The organism is Pseudomonas sp. SP16.1, from assembly GCF_052682975.1.
Genome location: NZ_JBQYFZ010000001.1, coordinates 3247503 through 3262896 on the forward strand (window position 1 = coordinate 3247503; position 15394 = coordinate 3262896).

At 67.8% G+C, this 15394-nt stretch carries 17 protein-coding genes; 13 read left to right on the forward strand and 4 right to left on the reverse strand.

Going from position 1 to position 15394, the window contains the following annotated elements; genetic code table 11:
* Positions 1-18: 18 nt before the first annotated feature.
* Entirely contained in the window at positions 19-798 is a 780-nt protein-coding gene (locus ACUTAF_RS15515; protein WP_445580795.1) for a gamma-glutamyl-gamma-aminobutyrate hydrolase family protein, read from the reverse strand.
* A 454-nt stretch (positions 799-1252) separates the two neighbouring features.
* On the opposite strand from ACUTAF_RS15515, the gene ACUTAF_RS15520 reads away from it, so the two are divergent.
* The 3 genes from ACUTAF_RS15520 to ACUTAF_RS15530 all read left to right on the forward strand — a co-directional run bounded on the left by ACUTAF_RS15520 (position 1253) and on the right by ACUTAF_RS15530 (position 2843).
* Entirely contained in the window at positions 1253-1594 is a 342-nt protein-coding gene (locus ACUTAF_RS15520) for a zinc ribbon domain-containing protein YjdM (protein WP_445580796.1), read from the forward strand.
* A gap of 53 nt (positions 1595-1647) precedes the next feature.
* The gene (locus ACUTAF_RS15525; RefSeq protein ID WP_445580797.1) at positions 1648-2370 is read left to right on the forward strand and encodes a substrate-binding periplasmic protein; all 723 of its coding nucleotides are present in this window, start codon (positions 1648-1650) and stop codon (positions 2368-2370) included.
* Positions 2371-2489: 119 nt separating this feature from the next.
* Positions 2490-2843, forward strand: coding sequence for a hypothetical protein (locus ACUTAF_RS15530; RefSeq protein ID WP_445580798.1), 354 nt, complete (start codon positions 2490-2492; stop codon positions 2841-2843).
* A 101-nt stretch (positions 2844-2944) separates the two neighbouring features.
* Here the strand turns inward: ACUTAF_RS15530 and ACUTAF_RS15535 are convergent, their stop codons facing one another.
* The 3 genes from ACUTAF_RS15535 to ACUTAF_RS15545 form a co-directional block, all read right to left on the reverse strand.
* Positions 2945-4276 (reverse strand): spinster family MFS transporter, encoded by a 1332-nt coding sequence (locus ACUTAF_RS15535; protein ID WP_445580799.1) that lies wholly within the window; start codon positions 4274-4276, stop codon positions 2945-2947.
* A 155-nt stretch (positions 4277-4431) separates the two neighbouring features.
* Positions 4432-5454 (reverse strand): ferrochelatase, encoded by a 1023-nt coding sequence (gene hemH / locus ACUTAF_RS15540; protein ID WP_445580800.1) that lies wholly within the window; start codon positions 5452-5454, stop codon positions 4432-4434.
* 12 nt (positions 5455-5466) lie between these two features.
* Entirely contained in the window at positions 5467-6369 is a 903-nt protein-coding gene (locus ACUTAF_RS15545; protein WP_445580801.1) for a TIGR01777 family oxidoreductase, read from the reverse strand.
* A gap of 205 nt (positions 6370-6574) precedes the next feature.
* On the opposite strand from ACUTAF_RS15545, the gene ACUTAF_RS15550 reads away from it, so the two are divergent.
* The 10 genes from ACUTAF_RS15550 to ACUTAF_RS15595 all read left to right on the forward strand — a co-directional run bounded on the left by ACUTAF_RS15550 (position 6575) and on the right by ACUTAF_RS15595 (position 15357).
* Positions 6575-7561: an NAD(P)/FAD-dependent oxidoreductase gene (locus tag ACUTAF_RS15550; protein WP_445580802.1), complete on the forward strand. Its 987-nt coding sequence runs from the start codon at positions 6575-6577 to the stop codon at positions 7559-7561.
* Positions 7558-7779: a TIGR02450 family Trp-rich protein gene (locus ACUTAF_RS15555; RefSeq protein WP_445580803.1), complete on the forward strand. Its 222-nt coding sequence runs from the start codon at positions 7558-7560 to the stop codon at positions 7777-7779. The genes ACUTAF_RS15550 and ACUTAF_RS15555 overlap by 4 nt, the downstream gene beginning before the upstream one ends.
* Before the next feature lie 140 nt (positions 7780-7919).
* Entirely contained in the window at positions 7920-8870 is a 951-nt protein-coding gene (locus ACUTAF_RS15560) for a YbgA family protein (RefSeq protein ID WP_445580804.1), read from the forward strand.
* Positions 8871-8912: 42 nt separating this feature from the next.
* Positions 8913-10349, forward strand: a complete 1437-nt coding sequence (gene phrB / locus ACUTAF_RS15565) for a deoxyribodipyrimidine photo-lyase (protein WP_445580805.1) — start codon at positions 8913-8915, stop codon at positions 10347-10349.
* Complete coding sequence (locus ACUTAF_RS15570; RefSeq protein ID WP_445580806.1) at positions 10346-10768, forward strand: nuclear transport factor 2 family protein; 423 nt, start codon at positions 10346-10348, stop codon at positions 10766-10768. Before phrB ends, ACUTAF_RS15570 begins: the two co-directional genes overlap by 4 nt.
* Positions 10765-11532, forward strand: coding sequence for an SDR family NAD(P)-dependent oxidoreductase (locus ACUTAF_RS15575; protein ID WP_445580807.1), 768 nt, complete (start codon positions 10765-10767; stop codon positions 11530-11532). The genes ACUTAF_RS15570 and ACUTAF_RS15575 overlap by 4 nt, the downstream gene beginning before the upstream one ends.
* Positions 11529-12776, forward strand: coding sequence for an NAD(P)/FAD-dependent oxidoreductase (locus ACUTAF_RS15580; protein WP_445580808.1), 1248 nt, complete (start codon positions 11529-11531; stop codon positions 12774-12776). The genes ACUTAF_RS15575 and ACUTAF_RS15580 overlap by 4 nt, the downstream gene beginning before the upstream one ends.
* Complete coding sequence (locus ACUTAF_RS15585; protein WP_445580809.1) at positions 12776-13576, forward strand: DUF1365 domain-containing protein; 801 nt, start codon at positions 12776-12778, stop codon at positions 13574-13576. Before ACUTAF_RS15580 ends, ACUTAF_RS15585 begins: the two co-directional genes overlap by 1 nt.
* Positions 13563-14837: a class I SAM-dependent methyltransferase gene (locus ACUTAF_RS15590; protein ID WP_445580810.1), complete on the forward strand. Its 1275-nt coding sequence runs from the start codon at positions 13563-13565 to the stop codon at positions 14835-14837. Before ACUTAF_RS15585 ends, ACUTAF_RS15590 begins: the two co-directional genes overlap by 14 nt.
* Complete coding sequence (locus ACUTAF_RS15595; RefSeq protein ID WP_445580811.1) at positions 14830-15357, forward strand: DUF2878 domain-containing protein; 528 nt, start codon at positions 14830-14832, stop codon at positions 15355-15357. The genes ACUTAF_RS15590 and ACUTAF_RS15595 overlap by 8 nt, the downstream gene beginning before the upstream one ends.
* Positions 15358-15394: the final 37 nt, after the last annotated feature.

Here is a 15394-nt window from a genome sequence, read left to right on the forward strand (position 1 = left end):
GATGTTCTCGACGGGCGTTCAGTTCCGTTCGGCGGCACGACGCCGGCAGGCCTCGCCGAAGGCCTGGAAGATCTTCACCGAGTCGGGGTTGCCGGCCGCGCGCCACTCCGGGTGCCACTGCACCGCCAGCAGGAAGGGCGACAGGCTCGGCGCATGGATGGCCTCGATCAGGCCGTCCTCGGCGGTGGCCAGCACCTCCAGGCCCTGGCCCAGGTTGCGGATGGCCTGCCCGTGCAGCGAGTTGACGCGGATCTCCTGCTGCCCCAGCAACTCGGCGAACCAGCTGCCGGGCAGCGGATACACCGCATGACGCGGCGCGTATTGCACCTCCACCGGATCGTCGGGGTTCTCCCGGTGGTCGTTGTAGCCAGGCTCGGCATACACCTTCTGGAAGATGTCGCCGCCCAGGGCCACGTTGATCTCCTGCATGCCGCGGCAGATGCCGAAGATCGGCAGGCCGCGCGCGAGGGCGGCGCGGATCAGCGGCAGGTCGAACAGGTCGCGGTCGCGGTCCTGGGCCTTGTTCGGCGTCTCGTTCTCCTGGCCATAGAGCGCCGGGTCGATATTGCTGCCGGCGCCGGTCAGGTACACGCCATCGGCCATGTCCAGGTACTGCTCGAGATCATCGCAGCCACAGCAGGTCGGCACCAGCAGCGGCACGCAGCCGGAGAGTTCGACCAGCGGCTGGATATATTTGTGGGTCATCACTTGATAGTCGTGGCCCTTGCGCTCCTGAGCGCCCATGGACATCAACACGACGGGTTTGCGCGGGGTACTGCGGATTTTCTTGTCGGACATACGTCACCTTGGGACAGGCCGGGCCTGTCGTTGCTGTGCAGGCCGGCAGCATTCGCAGGCTACGACCTGTTTGGCTAACCCCGTGCGCCCGGGCTCGTCCTGAGCCGGGGCGCCGCCTTCCGACGGCGGCTCGAACCGGGTCCTCTCGACTCGGCGAGAAGGGCTGCCTACAGAGGCACCCGCCACCCGGTTCGGCAGCGGAATCTGCTGCCAGTCTGCCCGAGCCGTAAAATATGTCAAACAATTAAGCAGAGCATCGTCGAAGCAACCCCACCCACCACGTCCACACAAGGCTATGTAAACCGCATACACAGCGGCGCAGGCGCTGAAACCCGAGACGGCAGAAAGTCCAATATTTTTGACACCTACTACCCCGCGCCTGCAGGGCACAGCGACGAAGACCGGCAAAACCCTATACAATCCATGGTTTCTCACCTACCGCCGAGGCCATCTCTTGAGCACCCTGCCCCCCTGCCCCAAGTGCAATTCCGAATATACCTACGAAGACGCCGGCCAACTGATCTGCCCCGAGTGCGCCCATGAGTGGCAGGCCGGCGACGGCGCCGAGAGCGGTGACGAGGCGCGGGTGATCAAGGACTCGGTGGGCAATCCGCTGCAGGACGGCGACAGCGTCACCGTGATCAAGGACCTCAAGGTCAAGGGCTCGTCGCTGGTGGTCAAGGTCGGCACCAAGGTGAAGAACATCCGTCTGGTCGACGGCGATCACGACATCGACTGCAAGATCGACGGCATCGGCGCGATGAAGCTCAAGTCGGAGTTCGTGCGCAAGGTCTGACCCGCCGCAGACTTGGCTAAGCTGAACGCAGGCTCGCTGCGGAGAAACATGCCATGCGCCTTCTGCTGCTCGTTCTGCTGGCACTGACCAACCCGCTGGCCGCCGCCCCCTGGCAAGTGGTCGGCGACGAGCAGTTCGCCCCCTACAGCTTCGTCGAAGTCGACGACGACACCCCGCGCGGGCTGGATGTCGAGCTGGTCGATGCGGTGCTGCGCGAGGCCAAGGTGGAGCACCGGATCCGCCTGTATCCCTGGGCGCGGGTCAAGCGCATGCTCGAGCGCGGCGAGGCGCAGATGGCCTTTCAGTTCGCCGGCACCCCGCAACGCCAGGAGCAGTACGAACTGGTCGGCCCGCTGCGCAGCGGCTCGACCGTGTTCATGACCACCGCCAAGACCGCTATCCAGGACTGGCGTACGCTGGACGATTTCGCCCCCTACGTGATCGGCCAGGTGCGTGGCTACGCCTACGAGGAGGATTTCGACCGCGCCGACCTGGCCCGCGACACCAGCGCGCAGAACCCGCGCCAGCTGGTGTCGATGCTGCTGGCCGGGCGCGTCGACATCATCGTCGGCGACCGCGTGCAGCTGCTGTATTTCGTCAAGGAGCAGCGCGCCGAGGAGCAGGTGCGCATCCTGCATCGCCCGTTGATCCAGATGCCGCGCTTCGTCGCCTTCGCCAAGGGTGATATCGAGCGCGCCCGGCGGTTTTCCGAGGCCCTGGTGCGCCTGCGCAATGCCGGCACCCTGGAGCGGATTCAGCAACGCTGGGCGCAATAAGCGCGGCACCGGCGCTCGGCCGGCTTTACCCAGCGTTTACAGTCGCAGGCGAAATAATCGACGCGATGCATGGTCGAAGGGATTAACCGGAACGCTCCGGTCCCACAGGAGGCACGCTCATGCATACGCGTATTTCCCTCGTCACCGGACTGCTCGCCAGCCTGGCGCTGGCGGGTCCGGAGCCTTCCCAAGCCTCGGACCGCCGCGATGCGGCCATCGCCGGGGCGGTGGTCGGCGCCGTGGTCGGCGGCGTGATCGCCGCCAATACCCGGGTCTATCACGCACCACCGCCGCAGGTGGTGTATTACCCGCCACAGCCGGTGTACTACCAGCCGCCGGTCTACTATCGCCCCTATACCGTGGTGGTGGGCCCGCGCTACTACGAGCCTCGGCGGTATCACTACACACCTCGCCACTACCAGCGGCACAAGCACTGGCGCGGCCACAAGCACGTCCATCGCTATCGTCGCTAACCGCCTGCTCGCCCGATGGATCGAGCCGCGCAAATCGCGGCTTGTTCCTTGGCCAGCCTGCCGTTGATGCCCAGGGCGCTGTCTGCATGCGTCTTCACCAATCAGGCCGGACTCGCCGCCCACTGCTCGAGGCGCACCACGCTCTCGCGGTAGGGCTTGAGGCTCTTGCCCAGCAGGACGATGGACATCAGCACCGCCAGGGTAGTGACGATCAGCAGCGAGCAGCGCAGCGCGCTATCGTCGGCGAAGACGAAGTCGGTCACCAGCGCCACCGCGGTCGGGCCTACGCCTAAGCCGATCAGGGTGATGACGAACAGGTAGATGGCCGAGGCCTGGCCACGCATCGAGTTGGGCATGATCTCCTGGATCGCCGCCGGCGCCACGCCGAACGGCATGCTCAGGCAGAACACCGTCGGCGCCAGCAGCAGGCTGGCCCAGAACGCCGTCTCCATCAGCGGGAACAACAGCACCAGCGGCAGCGCGCCGAATGCGGCGTAGAGGCCGACGCGCATGTTGGCATCGCTGCGTCCGCGCTTGGCCATCCAGTCGGCCAGGCGCCCGCCGAAGACGATACCGAGGCAGCCGAACACGGCGACGATGCAGCCGTAGACGATACCGACCTGGCCGGCGTCCCAGCCGTAGGTGCGGATGTAGAAGGTCGGCACCCAGGCCGCGCTGCCGTAACCGGCGAAGGCCAGGCCGGCGAAGCCGAAGTTGTGGCACAGCACCGTGGTGCGGTTGGCGCGGATATAGCGCCCGACATCCACCAGCGGCACCGCTACCCCGGCACCGACGCCGCGCCGCAATGGCTCCTTGACCGCCAGCATGAGCAGGGTGAAGAGCACGCCGGCGCCGCCGAGGATGATGAAGATCAACTGCCAGGGACGCACCTGGCCGAACACCGGCAGCAACACGTCGCCCTGCGCCGAGGCGAACTGGATGACCAGGCCGCCGATCAGGAAGGCCAGCCCCGACCCCAGGTAGACGCCCATGGAGTAGACGCTGATGGCGGTGGCGCGGCGCTCGGCGGGGAAGCTGTCGGCGATCAGTGAATAGGCCGCCGGCGACAGCGCCGCCTCGCCCACACCGACGCCGATGCGGCACAGCAGGAACTGCCAGTACAGCTTGGCCATGCCGCAGGCGGCGGTGGCGGCGCTCCAGAACAGCACGCCGACGGCGATCAGCCCGCGTCGGCTGCGAGTGTCGGCGACGCGGCCGAGCGGGATGCCGCATACGGTGTAGAACAGGGCGAAGGACAGGCCCATCAACAGGCTCATCTGCGTGTCGTTGATCGCCAGATCGCGGCGGATGGGCTCGACCAGCAGGTTGAGTATCTGCCGATCGACGAAGGACAGCACGTAGGCCAGCATCAGGATGGCGACAGTGACCCAGGCGCGGGCACTGGAGGGATAGCCGTTATTGTTCTTCTGCACGGACGCTCTCCTCGGCACCGCTGACGCGGCGCGCGGCGGTTGAAAGTGGCGTCAGCTTAGGACGATATAAACGGCGCTGAGTATCGCTCGAAGGTGTTATCAGGCGGACGAATGCTTCATACCCGCCGGGGCGAATGCCTCGCCCCGGCAGGCGCTCAGACCTGCCGCGGGGCCCGCTCGCATAGGGTGTTCAGCGCCGCTACCCATTCAGGCCGGTCGTTCAGGCAGGGCACCAGCTGCAGGCTCTGCCCGCCGGCCGCGACGAACTGCTCGCGGCCGCGGTCGCCGATCTCCTCCAGCGTCTCGATGCAGTCGGCGACGAACGCCGGGCACATCACCAGAAGCTTCTTCACCCCCTGCGCGGCCAGTTCGTCGAGGCGCGTCTCGGTGTAGGGCTCGATCCACTTGGCCCGGCCCAGGCGCGACTGGAAGCTCACCGACCACTGCTGCGGCTGCAGGCCCATGCGCTCGGCGAAGGCCTCGGCGCTGCGCAGACACTGGGCGCGGTAGCAGGTGGCGAGCACCTCGGGCGATGCCGTGCGGCAGCAGTCGTCACCCTTCAGGCAATGGCCGCTGCGGTCGAGCTTGTGCAGGTGGCGCTCGGGCAGGCCGTGGAAACTCAGCAACAGATGGTCGAAGCCCTGCTCCACATACGGCTTGGCGCTGGCCACCAGGGCGTCGAGGTATTCGGGCTGCTCATAGAACGGCGGCAGGATCGACAAACGCAGGTCCAGCCCGCGCTCGCGTAGCACCCGCTTGGCCTCTTCGATTACCGTGGTGGTGGTGCTGTCGGCGAACTGCGGATATAGCGGCGCCAGGGTCACCTGGCGAATGCCCTGCGAGGCCAGGCGCTGCAGGGTCGACTCGATGGACGGCTCGCCGTAGCGCATGGCCAGCTCCACCGGACCGTGCCTCCAGTGCGCGCCCATCGCCTGCTGCAGGCGGCGGCTGAGGACGATCAACGGCGAGCCCTCCTCCCACCAGATCGAGGCATAGGCATGCGCCGAGGCCGCCGGCCGCTTGATCAGGATCAGCGACACCAGCAGGCGGCGCAGCGGCCAGGGCAGATCGATGACATAGGGGTCCATCAAGAACTGATTGAGGTACCGGCGGACATCGGCTACCTCGGTGGACGCGGGCGAACCCAGGTTAACCAGCAACAAAGCGTGATCGGTCATGCGAAATCCTAGTCAGGGGTGGCCCAGCAGATCGGCCAAGGCCACATCCAGATGGGTGAAGCGAAAACTGAATCCGGCCTCCAGCAGGCGGGTCGGTACCGCACGCTGGCCGCCGAGCAGCAGCTCGGACAGCTCGCCGAGCCCGGCGCGCAGGACGAACGCCGGCATCGGCAGGATGGCCGGGCGACTCAGCGCCTGGCCCAGGGTCTTGGCGAACTCGGCGTTGCGTACCGGCTGCGGCGCGCAGGCATTATAGGGACCGCGAGCGCCCTCCTGCTGCAAGAGAAAATCCATCAGGGCGATTTGATCGGCGTAATGGATCCACGGCATCCACTGCCGGCCGTCGCCGATGCGTCCGCCCAGGCCCAGCTTGAACGGCAGCAGCATGCGCGCCAGCATGCCGCCTTCGGCGTGCAGGACCAGCCCGGTGCGCACCAGCACCACGCGGATGCCCAGCTCCTCGGCACGCTGCGCGGTCTCCTCCCAGGCGCCGCACAGCTGCGCGGCAAAGTCGTCGGTGACCTGCGGCGTGTCCTCGTGCAGCTCGCGCTCGCCGCCGTCGCCGTACAAGCCCACCGCCGAGCCGGAAATCAGCAGTTGCGGACGCTGCGCGCGACTCTGCAACCAGGCCAGCAGCTGTTCGGTCAGGCCGATGCGGCTGGCCCACAGCAGCGCCTTGCGCTTGCTGCTCCAGGGCCGGTCGGCGATGGGCGCGCCGGCCAGGTTGACCAGCGCGTCGAGCGGCTCGTCGCCCAGCTCCTCGAGCCGGCCGATGCCGCGCACCGGGGCGCCGCACAGGCGCGCGACCTTGTCCGGATCGCGACTCCATACCGTCAACTGGTGGCCCTGCTCGAGCCAGTGGGCACAGAGCCCCCGTCCGATCAGACCGGTACCGCCGGTCAGCAGGATATGCATGGCATCCTCCTCGCATGGCAATTGCTGGGGCTTGCCCACTAGTCTGGTTTAAGACAGGCCCGCGTGCCTTTATCGATGGCCTCATTTGTCCTACACCTAAAAGTAGGGAGCGAGACAATCCGGGCACGCCTGTACATGAGAACATTCTTGTACAGCTTCTGTCCAAAACGTAGCCTGTAAAGCATTCAGCGCTGACGAGGTAATCATGAACGCACCCATCGCTATCATCGGCACCGGTATAGCGGGATTATCCGCCGCCCAGACCCTGCATGCCGCCGGCCAGGAGATCCAACTGTTCGACAAGAGTCGTGGCAGCGGTGGCCGCATGGCCAGCAAGCGCAGCGATATCGGCAACCTGGACCTGGGCGCCCAGTACTTCACCGCGCGCGACCGCCGCTTCGTCGAGGTGGTGCAGCAATGGCAGGCCCGCGGCTGGGCGGCCGAATGGACCCCGAGCCTCTACAACAGCCACGATGGTCAGCTCGGCGCATCGCCGGACGAGCAGGTGCGCTGGGTCGGCACGCCGCGCATGAGCGCCATCACCCGCGCGCTGCTCGGCGCCCTGCCGGTGCAGTTCGCCTGCCGCATCACCGAGGTGTTCCGCGGCAAGCAGCACTGGAATCTGCAGGACGCCGACGGCCAGAGCCATGGGCCCTTCAGCCATGTGATAGTCGCCACCCCGGCGCCGCAGGCCAGCGCCCTGCTGGCTGCCGCGCCGAAGCTGGCCGGCGCTGCCGCCAGCGTGATCATGGAGCCGACCTGGGCGGTAGCCCTGGCCTTCGCTACGCCACTCGATACTCCGGTCGAAGGTTGCTTCGTGCAGGACAGTCCACTCGACTGGCTGGCGCGCGAGCGCAGCAAACCGGGTCGCGACAATCCCCACGACGTCTGGGTGCTGCACGCCAGCAACAGCTGGAGCAAGCAGCATCTGGACCTGCCCAAGGAGGCGGTGATCGAACAGCTGTACGGCGCCTTCGCCGAACTGATCGGCTGCGCCGTGCCCTCGCCCAGCTTCACCCTGGCGCACCGCTGGCTCTATGCCCGGCCGGCGCAGGCCCACCAATGGGGCGCGCTGGCCGATGCCGACCTGGGCCTGTACGCCTGCGGCGACTGGTGCCTGAGCGGACGAGTCGAAGGCGCCTGGCTCAGTGGCCAGGACGCCGCCCGTCGTCTGCTCGAACACCTGGCATGACGCAGCGGCGGCTCGATCCGCGCAAGCTGCTGCTGTCGAAATGGACGGCAGCGCAGCCACGGGATCGCGAGCGCCACTTTCTGGTCATCCAACTGATCCGCGACGAACGCGACGACCTTCTCGCCGTCGAACTGCAGGCCGTTGTCAGCGGACGCAGCCAGCGGCTCAACTGGCACGAGCTGAAAGATGCCCAGCGCTGGCTGCAGGGCTGGCGCTGACCTCAGCCTCCCTCGCCTGCGTCCCCACCCAAAAGCCCCAGATAAGTTGTACAAGACGATTGACTTGTACAACCACGCCCCTATGATGGACAAAAGTTGTACATAGCTTTATCCATGTACAAGAATCTGGAGAGCACGCCATGCAACTGAGCAAAGCCAAACTGGGCATCAGCGCCTGCCTGCTGGGCGCCGAGGTGCGCTTCAACGGCGGTCACAAGCGCTCGCGCCTGTGCAGCGACAGCCTGGCCGAGCATTTCGACTTCGTCCCGGTGTGCCCGGAAGTCGGCATCGGCATGCCGGTGCCGCGCGAGCCGATTCGCCTGGTGGGCGACCCGGCGGCGCCGCGCGCGGTCGGCACGCTCGATCGCCAGCGCGACGTCACCGACGACCTGGCCGCCTATGCCGAACGCATGGCCGAGGAACTGCAGGGCATCTGCGGCTTCATCTTCATGCAGCAATCGCCGTCCTGCGGGCTGGAACGGGTCAAGGTCTACCAGGATGGCGGCCGCCCCAGCGAGCCGGGTCGCGGCATCTTCGCCGCCGCCTTCTGCGCCCGCCATCCCGATCTGCCGGTGGAGGAAGACGGCCGCCTCAACGATGCGGTACTGCGCGAGAACTTCCTCACCCGCGTGTTCGCCTATGCCGAGTGGCAGCGCCTGTTGCAGCGGGGCCTGACGCGCCGCGCGCTGATCGCCTTCCATTCGCGCTACAAGTACCTGCTGCTGGCCACCGACGCACAGCGCTACCGGACGCTCGGCCGCTTGCTCGGCGACCTCGCCCTGCACGACCTGGCCGCCCTGGCGCCACGCTATTTCAGCGAACTGATGGCGGCGCTTAAGAAGTGCGCCACCCGCGGCACCCATAGCAACGTGCTGCAGCACCTGGCCGGCTATCTCAAGCGCAGCCTGAGCGCGCCGGAGAAGCAGGAGATGCAGCAGCTGATCGGCCAGTACCGCGAAGGCGTGGTGCCGCTGGTGGTGCCGCTGACCCTGCTCAAGCACCACTTCCGCCGCCATCCGGATCACTATGTCGCCGAGCAGGCCTACCTGCAGCCGCATCCGGAACGCCTGAGCCTGCGCAATGCGCTCTGAACCGCTGCGCCGCGAATCCGCACAGCCCCGGCGAGGACTCCGATGCGTCAACTGATCTGGCTGCGCAGCGACCTGCGCGTGCACGACAACAGCGCCCTGGCCAGCGCCATGGCCGCCGGCCCGACCCTGGCCCTGTACCTGCTCAGCCCCGGACAGTGGCTGGCCCATGACGATGCGCCGTGCAAGGTCGACTTCTGGCTGCGCAACCTGGCCGAACTGCAGCGCCAGCTGCAGCTGCTCAACGTACCGCTGCTGATCCGCAGCTGCGACAACTGGAGCCAGGCCCCCACCGTGCTCGCCGAGGTCTGCCGCGAGCAGACTATCGCCGCGGTGCAGGTCAACGAGGAGTACGGCGTCCACGAGAGCCGTCGCGACCTGGCGGTGCAGGCGCGCCTGGCGCAACAGGGCGTCGCCTGGCACAGCCACCTGGATCAGCTGTTGTTCCAGCCCGGCAGCGTGCTGACCCAGTCCGGCGGCTACTTCCAGGTCTACAGCCAGTTCCGCAAGCTCTGCTACCAGCGCCTGCACAGCGCCCTGCCAGCGCTGCGCGCACAACCGCAGACGCAGGCGCCGCTGGCCGTGGCCGGCGACCCGCTGCCCGCCGCGGTCGCCGGCTTCGCCGTGCCGAGCGAGGCGCTGCGCACGCTCTGGCCGGCCGGCGAGGAACAGGCACACAGCCGCCTGGCGCGCTTCGCCGAGGAGCGGATCGAGTTCTACCAGGAGGCGCGCGACTTTCCCGCCGCGCCCGGCACCAGCCAGCTGTCGCCCTATCTGGCCGCCGGCGTGCTGTCGCCGCGCCAGTGCCTGCACGCGGCGCTGCGCGCCAATCGCGGCGAGTTCGACGGCGGCAACCCCGGCGCCGTCAGCTGGATCAACGAGCTGCTCTGGCGCGAGTTCTACAAGCACATCCTGGTCGGCTACCCGCGGGTCTCGATGCACCGCGCCTTCCGCCCGGAAACCGAGGCAGTGCCCTGGCGTGACGCGCCGGAGGAACTGGCCGCCTGGCAGGCAGGACGCACCGGCCTGCCAATCGTCGATGCGGCCATGCGCCAGCTGCGCGCGACCGGCTGGATGCACAACCGCCTGCGCATGATCGTCGCCATGTTCCTGACCAAGAACCTGCTGATCGACTGGCGCGAGGGCGAGCGCTTCTTCATGCGTCAGCTGATCGACGGCGACCTGGCGGCGAACAACGGCGGCTGGCAGTGGAGCGCCTCCACCGGCACCGACGCGGCCCCCTATTTCCGCATCTTCAACCCCATCAGCCAGTCGCGGAAGTTCGATCCCGACGGCCAGTTCATTCGCCAGTGGCTGCCGGAACTGGCGGAGCTGAACCGGCGCGACATCCATGATCCGGCGGCGCTCGGCGGGTTGCTCGCCCCGGCCGGCTACCCGCGACCGATCGTCGATCTGGCGCGCTCGCGCCAGCGCGCCCTGGCCGCGTTCAAGGCTCTCGGCAGCCTGGAGGTGCCCGCATGAGCGACTTCCTGCCCACCTTCGCCGAACGTTTCGCCGCGCTGAACAAGGACAACCTCGAGCGGCTCGGCGAGCTGTACGCGGACGATGTGCTGTTTCGCGACCCGCTGCACGAGGTGCGTGGCCTGAGCAATCTGCAGCGCTACTTCGCCGAGCTGTACGCCAACGTCGACGAGCTGCGCTTCGAGTTCCACGGCTGCGATACGCTCGGCGAGGACCAAGGCTACCTGCGCTGGACCATGGGCTACCGCCACCCGCGCCTGGCCCGCGGCGCACCGATCCGCGTCGAGGGCTGCTCTTACCTGCAGTGGCGCGACAAGGTGCACCTGCACCGCGATTACTTCGACGCCGGCGCCCTGCTCTACGAGCATCTGCCGCTGCTGGGCGGGACCATTGGCTGGCTGAAGCGGAGGCTGGCATGAGGCGCATCTGGTTGACCGGCGCCAGCAGCGGCATCGGCGCCGCCCTGGCCGAGCAGTTGCTGCAGGGCGGTCACCGCCTGGCGCTCAGCGCTCGCAGCAGCGAGCCTCTGCAGGCACTGGCCGCACGTTTTGCCGAGCAGGTGCTGGTGGTGCCGGGCGATCTCTGCGAGCCGGAGCAGGTGCGCGCCATCGCCCTGCGCATCGAGCAGGCCTGGGGCGCACTGGATTGCGCCATCCTCAACGCCGGCACCTGCGAATATCTCGATTCGCGGGCGTACGAGTCCGCCCTGGTCGAGCGGGTGATGCGCGCCAACCTGCTGTCGGCCAGCCACTGCATCGAGGCTGCCCTGCCGCTGCTGCGCCGGGGCGAGCGGCCGCACCTGGTCGGCGTCGCCAGCGCGGTGACCTTCCTCGCCCTGCCGCGCGCCGAGGCCTATGGCGCCTCCAAGGCCGCGCTGCGCTACCTGCTGGAAGCGCTGCGCATCGACCTGGCCGCCGAGGGCATCGACGTCACCCTGGTCAGCCCCGGTTTCGTCGACACCCCGCTGACGCGGCGCAACGACTTCGCCATGCCCATGCGCTGGCCCGCCGAACGCGCCGCCCGGCATATCGCCGCGCGGCTGGACAAGCGCCCGCTGGAGATCAGCTTCCCCGCGCCCTTCATCCTCACCCTGAAACTGCTCGGCCTTCTGCCGCGGCGCCTGCAGTTGGCCATCGGCCGCCGCCTGGCACGCAACGAGCCGACCGCCGAGGACATGCCATGAGGATCGCCATCATCGGCAGCGGCATCGCCGGCCTGACCTGCGCCTACCTGCTCAATCGCCGCCAGCAGGTCACCGTCTTCGAGGCCGGCGACTGGATCGGCGGCCACACCCATACGCTGGACGTCGAGGTGGACGGCCGCATGTACGCCATCGACACCGGTTTCATCGTCTTCAACGACTGGACCTACCCCAACTTCATTCGCCTGCTGGAACAGCTCGGCGTCGGCTACCAGCCCACCGAGATGAGCTTCTCGGTCAGCGATCCGGCCAACGACCTGGAATACAACGGGCACAACCTGGCCACCCTGTTCGCCCAGCGCCGCAACCTGCTCTCGCCGGGCTTCTGGGGCATGCTGCGTGACATCCTGCGCTTCAATCGACAGGCGCCGGAGGACCTGGCCAACGGCAGCATCGCCGCCGACACGACGCTGGGCGATTACCTCAGGCGCAACGGCTATGGCGAGCGCTTCACCCGCCATTACCTGCTGCCTATGGGCGCGGCGATCTGGTCGATGTCACCGGCCGGCATGCTCGCCTTTCCGCTGCAGTTCTTCGTGCGCTTCTGCAAGAACCACGGCCTGTTGTCGATCAATGAGCGACCGCAGTGGCAGGTCGTCAGCGGCGGCTCGCGCAGCTATGTGACGCCGCTCACCGCCAGCTTCGCCGAGCGCATTCGGCTGAACTGCCCGGTGCAGCGGGTCGAGCGCGACGCCGACGGCGTCACCCTGCACAGTGCCGCCGGCACGGAGCGCTTCGACAAGGTGGTGTTCGCCTGCCACAGCGACCAGGCCCTGGCTCTGCTGGCCGAGCCCAGCGCGGCCGAGACGGACATCCTCGGCGCCCTGCCCTATGCCGACAACGAAGTGGTGCTGCATACCGACACCCGCCTGCTGCCGAGGCGCAAGGCGGCCTGGGCCAGCTGGAACTACCGCCTGGGTGGGGCGAGCGAGCAGCCCGCCGCGGTCACCTACAACATGAACATCCTGCAGGGCATCGACAGCGCTACCACCTTCTGCGTCAGCCTCAACCAGAGCGCGGCCATCGACCCGGCCAAGGTGCTCGCGCGCTTTCGCTACGCCCATCCGCAATACAGCCTGGCCGGCAGCGCCGCGCAGGCGCGCTGGGAGGAGCTGCTCGGCGCCCGCCACAGCTACTTCTGCGGCGCCTACTGGGCCAACGGCTTCCACGAAGACGGCGTGGTCAGCGCCCTGCGCGTGGCCCGCGCCTTCGGCGAGGCGCTGTAATGCACAGCGCGCTGTACAGCGGCTGGGTGCAGCATCGACGCTTCGCCCCGCGCGCCCATGCCTTTGGCTACCGCATCGGCCTGCTGTATCTCGACCTGGACGAGCAGGACCAACTGTTCGCCCTGTCGCCGCTGGCCGGGCGCGGTCGCTGGGCACCCTTCGCCTTTCGCGAAACCGATTACCTGCCGCAGTTCACCGGTACCGGCATGCGCCTGGCCGAGGCCGTGCGCCAGCGTGTCGAACAGGCCCTCGGCCGCCGTCCGCTGGGGCGCATCTGCCTGCTGACGCAGCCGCGCAGCTGGGGCCTGGCGTTCAACCCGGCGAGCTTCTTCTACTGCCACGGCGCGGACGACCGCTTGCAGGCGATCCTCTGTGAAGTGAGCAACACGCCCTGGCGCGAGCGCTACCACTACGTACTGCCCGCCACTGGCGAAGGGCGTCAGCGGGTCAGCGTGACCAAGGCCCTGCACGTCTCGCCCTTTCTGCCGCGCGAGCTGGAGTACCGCATGAGCTTCGGCCCGGTGGGCGAGCGCCTGGGCATTCATATGGCCGACTGGCAGGGCGAGGAGAAGCTCTTCGACGCCAGCCTCAGCCTGCGCCGCCAGGCATTGACCCGTGCCAGCCTGCATCGCCACCTGCTGAGTTTCCCCTGGATGACCGGCAAGACCCTCGCCGCCATCCACTGGCAGGCCCTGCGCCTGCTGCTCAAGCGCCTGCCCCTGTTCGACCACCAGCCCGCGGAAGGCGACTTCCGTGTCGCCCGCCCGCTTGCGAAGGACGTGCCGTATGAAAAGCTCTAGCCTGACCTCCGCCAAAACCCTGGTACGCAGCGGCAACGGCCTGGCCGCCGGTCTGCTGCGCGGCGCCGTGCTGCGTCAGCTCGCGCAGCTTCGCCATGGCCGGCTGACCGTGCACGACGGCGAAGAGGTTCTGCAGTTCGGCGATCCACAGGCGAGCCTGCATGGCGAGATTCGCGTGCTCGACGCCTCGCTCTGGGGCCTGGTGGCCGGCAATGGCTCGATCGGCGCCGGCGAGGCCTATATCCATGGCTACTGGAACTCGCCGGAGCTGACCGCGGTGATCCGCGTCTTCGTCGCCAACCTGGAGGTGCTCGACGCCATGGAGCGCGGCCTGGCGCGACTCGGCCGCCCGCTGATCCGCGGCCTGCACTGGCTCAATCGCAACAGCCGGCAGGGCTCGCGGCGCAACATCGCCGCGCACTACGACCTCGGCAACGCGCTGTTCGAGCAGTTCCTGGACCCCACCCTGATGTACTCCGCGGCCATGTTCCGTGGCGAGGACGACAGCCTGGAGCAGGCGCAGTTGAACAAGCTCGAACGCATCTGCCAGAAGCTCGCGCTGCAACCCTCCGACCACCTGCTGGAGATCGGCACCGGCTGGGGCAGCATGGCCATCCACGCCGCCAGCCGCTACGGCTGCCGGGTGACCACCACCACCCTTTCGCGCGAACAGTACGCCCACACCGAACGGCGCATCCGCGAGCTGGGTCTGGAGGAGCGCATCACCCTGCTGCTGGAGGACTATCGCGACCTCGACGGCCAGTACGACAAGCTGGTGTCCATCGAGATGATCGAGGCGGTCGGCCACCGTTTCCTGCCCACCTACTTCCAGCAGTGCGCGCGCCTGCTCAAGCCCGACGGGCTGATGCTGCTGCAGGCCATCACCATCCGCGAGCAGCGCTACGAACAGGCGTGCCGCTCCGTGGACTTCATCCAGCGCTACATTTTCCCCGGCGGCGCGCTGCCCTCGGTGCAAAAGATGCTGGAGGTGGTCGGCCAGCACACCGACCTCAACCTGCACCATATGGAAGATTTCGGTCTGCACTACGCGCGCACGCTGCGCCTGTGGCACGACAATCTGCGCAATGCTCGACAGCGCCTGGCGCAGCTGGGCTACGACGATCACTTCTACCGGCTCTGGGAGTTCTACCTGTGCTATTGCGAGGGAGGCTTCCTCGAACGCACCATTGGCACCGCGCAACTGCTGCTGGCCAAGCCGGCGGCGCGTCCTGCCCCACTGTTAGGAAATTTCGATGTCTAAGCCGATCGCCAACGCCCTCCTGTTCCAGCTCGGCTGGCTGATCTGCGTCTTCGCCGGCGACAGCCTCTGGCTGCTGGCGGTGGCGGCGATCGTCGCGATACACCTGCTGTGGATCAGCAGCTGGGCGGCCGAGGGCAAGCTGCTGCTCAGCGTGTTTCTCGCCGGCAGCGCGCTGGACAGCTTCCTGCTCAATCTCGGTGTGTTCGATTTCGGCGAGCCGCGCCAGCTGATCCCGCTGTGGCTGGCGCTGCTCTGGCTGCTGCTGGCCAGCACCCTCAATCACTGCCTGGCCTGGAGCGCGCGACCCTGGTGGCGCGCCAGCCTGCTCGGCGCCATCGCCGGGCCGCTGGCCTACTACGGCGGCGCGCAGATCGCCGGCGTCAGGCTGCCGCTGGGCACCTGGCCGACCCTGGCCATCCTCGCCGCGACCTGGGCGCTGGCGCTGCCGGTGCTGCACGGCTTCGCCCGGCTGTACCGTACCCAATACGAGCAGGGCCTGCGTAGCCGGCGCTCGGCCTAGGAAATAGCCTCTGTAGGAGCGGCGCGCCGCCGCGAAC

Coding starts and splice junctions, on each gene's coding strand:
- ACUTAF_RS15515 (WP_445580795.1), bottom strand. CDS start 798: ATGTCCGACAAGAAAATCCGCAGTACCCCGCGCAAACCCGTCGTGTTG.
- ACUTAF_RS15525 (WP_445580797.1), top strand. CDS start 1,648: ATGCGCCTTCTGCTGCTCGTTCTGCTGGCACTGACCAACCCGCTGGCC.
- ACUTAF_RS15530 (WP_445580798.1), top strand. CDS start 2,490: ATGCATACGCGTATTTCCCTCGTCACCGGACTGCTCGCCAGCCTGGCG.
- hemH (WP_445580800.1), bottom strand. CDS start 5,454: ATGACCGATCACGCTTTGTTGCTGGTTAACCTGGGTTCGCCCGCGTCC.
- ACUTAF_RS15545 (WP_445580801.1), bottom strand. CDS start 6,369: ATGCATATCCTGCTGACCGGCGGTACCGGTCTGATCGGACGGGGGCTC.
- ACUTAF_RS15550 (WP_445580802.1), top strand. CDS start 6,575: ATGAACGCACCCATCGCTATCATCGGCACCGGTATAGCGGGATTATCC.
- ACUTAF_RS15555 (WP_445580803.1), top strand. CDS start 7,558: ATGACGCAGCGGCGGCTCGATCCGCGCAAGCTGCTGCTGTCGAAATGG.
- ACUTAF_RS15560 (WP_445580804.1), top strand. CDS start 7,920: ATGCAACTGAGCAAAGCCAAACTGGGCATCAGCGCCTGCCTGCTGGGC.
- phrB (WP_445580805.1), top strand. CDS start 8,913: ATGCGTCAACTGATCTGGCTGCGCAGCGACCTGCGCGTGCACGACAAC.
- ACUTAF_RS15570 (WP_445580806.1), top strand. CDS start 10,346: ATGAGCGACTTCCTGCCCACCTTCGCCGAACGTTTCGCCGCGCTGAAC.
- ACUTAF_RS15575 (WP_445580807.1), top strand. CDS start 10,765: ATGAGGCGCATCTGGTTGACCGGCGCCAGCAGCGGCATCGGCGCCGCC.
- ACUTAF_RS15580 (WP_445580808.1), top strand. CDS start 11,529: ATGAGGATCGCCATCATCGGCAGCGGCATCGCCGGCCTGACCTGCGCC.
- ACUTAF_RS15585 (WP_445580809.1), top strand. CDS start 12,776: ATGCACAGCGCGCTGTACAGCGGCTGGGTGCAGCATCGACGCTTCGCC.
- ACUTAF_RS15590 (WP_445580810.1), top strand. CDS start 13,563: ATGAAAAGCTCTAGCCTGACCTCCGCCAAAACCCTGGTACGCAGCGGC.
- ACUTAF_RS15595 (WP_445580811.1), top strand. CDS start 14,830: ATGTCTAAGCCGATCGCCAACGCCCTCCTGTTCCAGCTCGGCTGGCTG.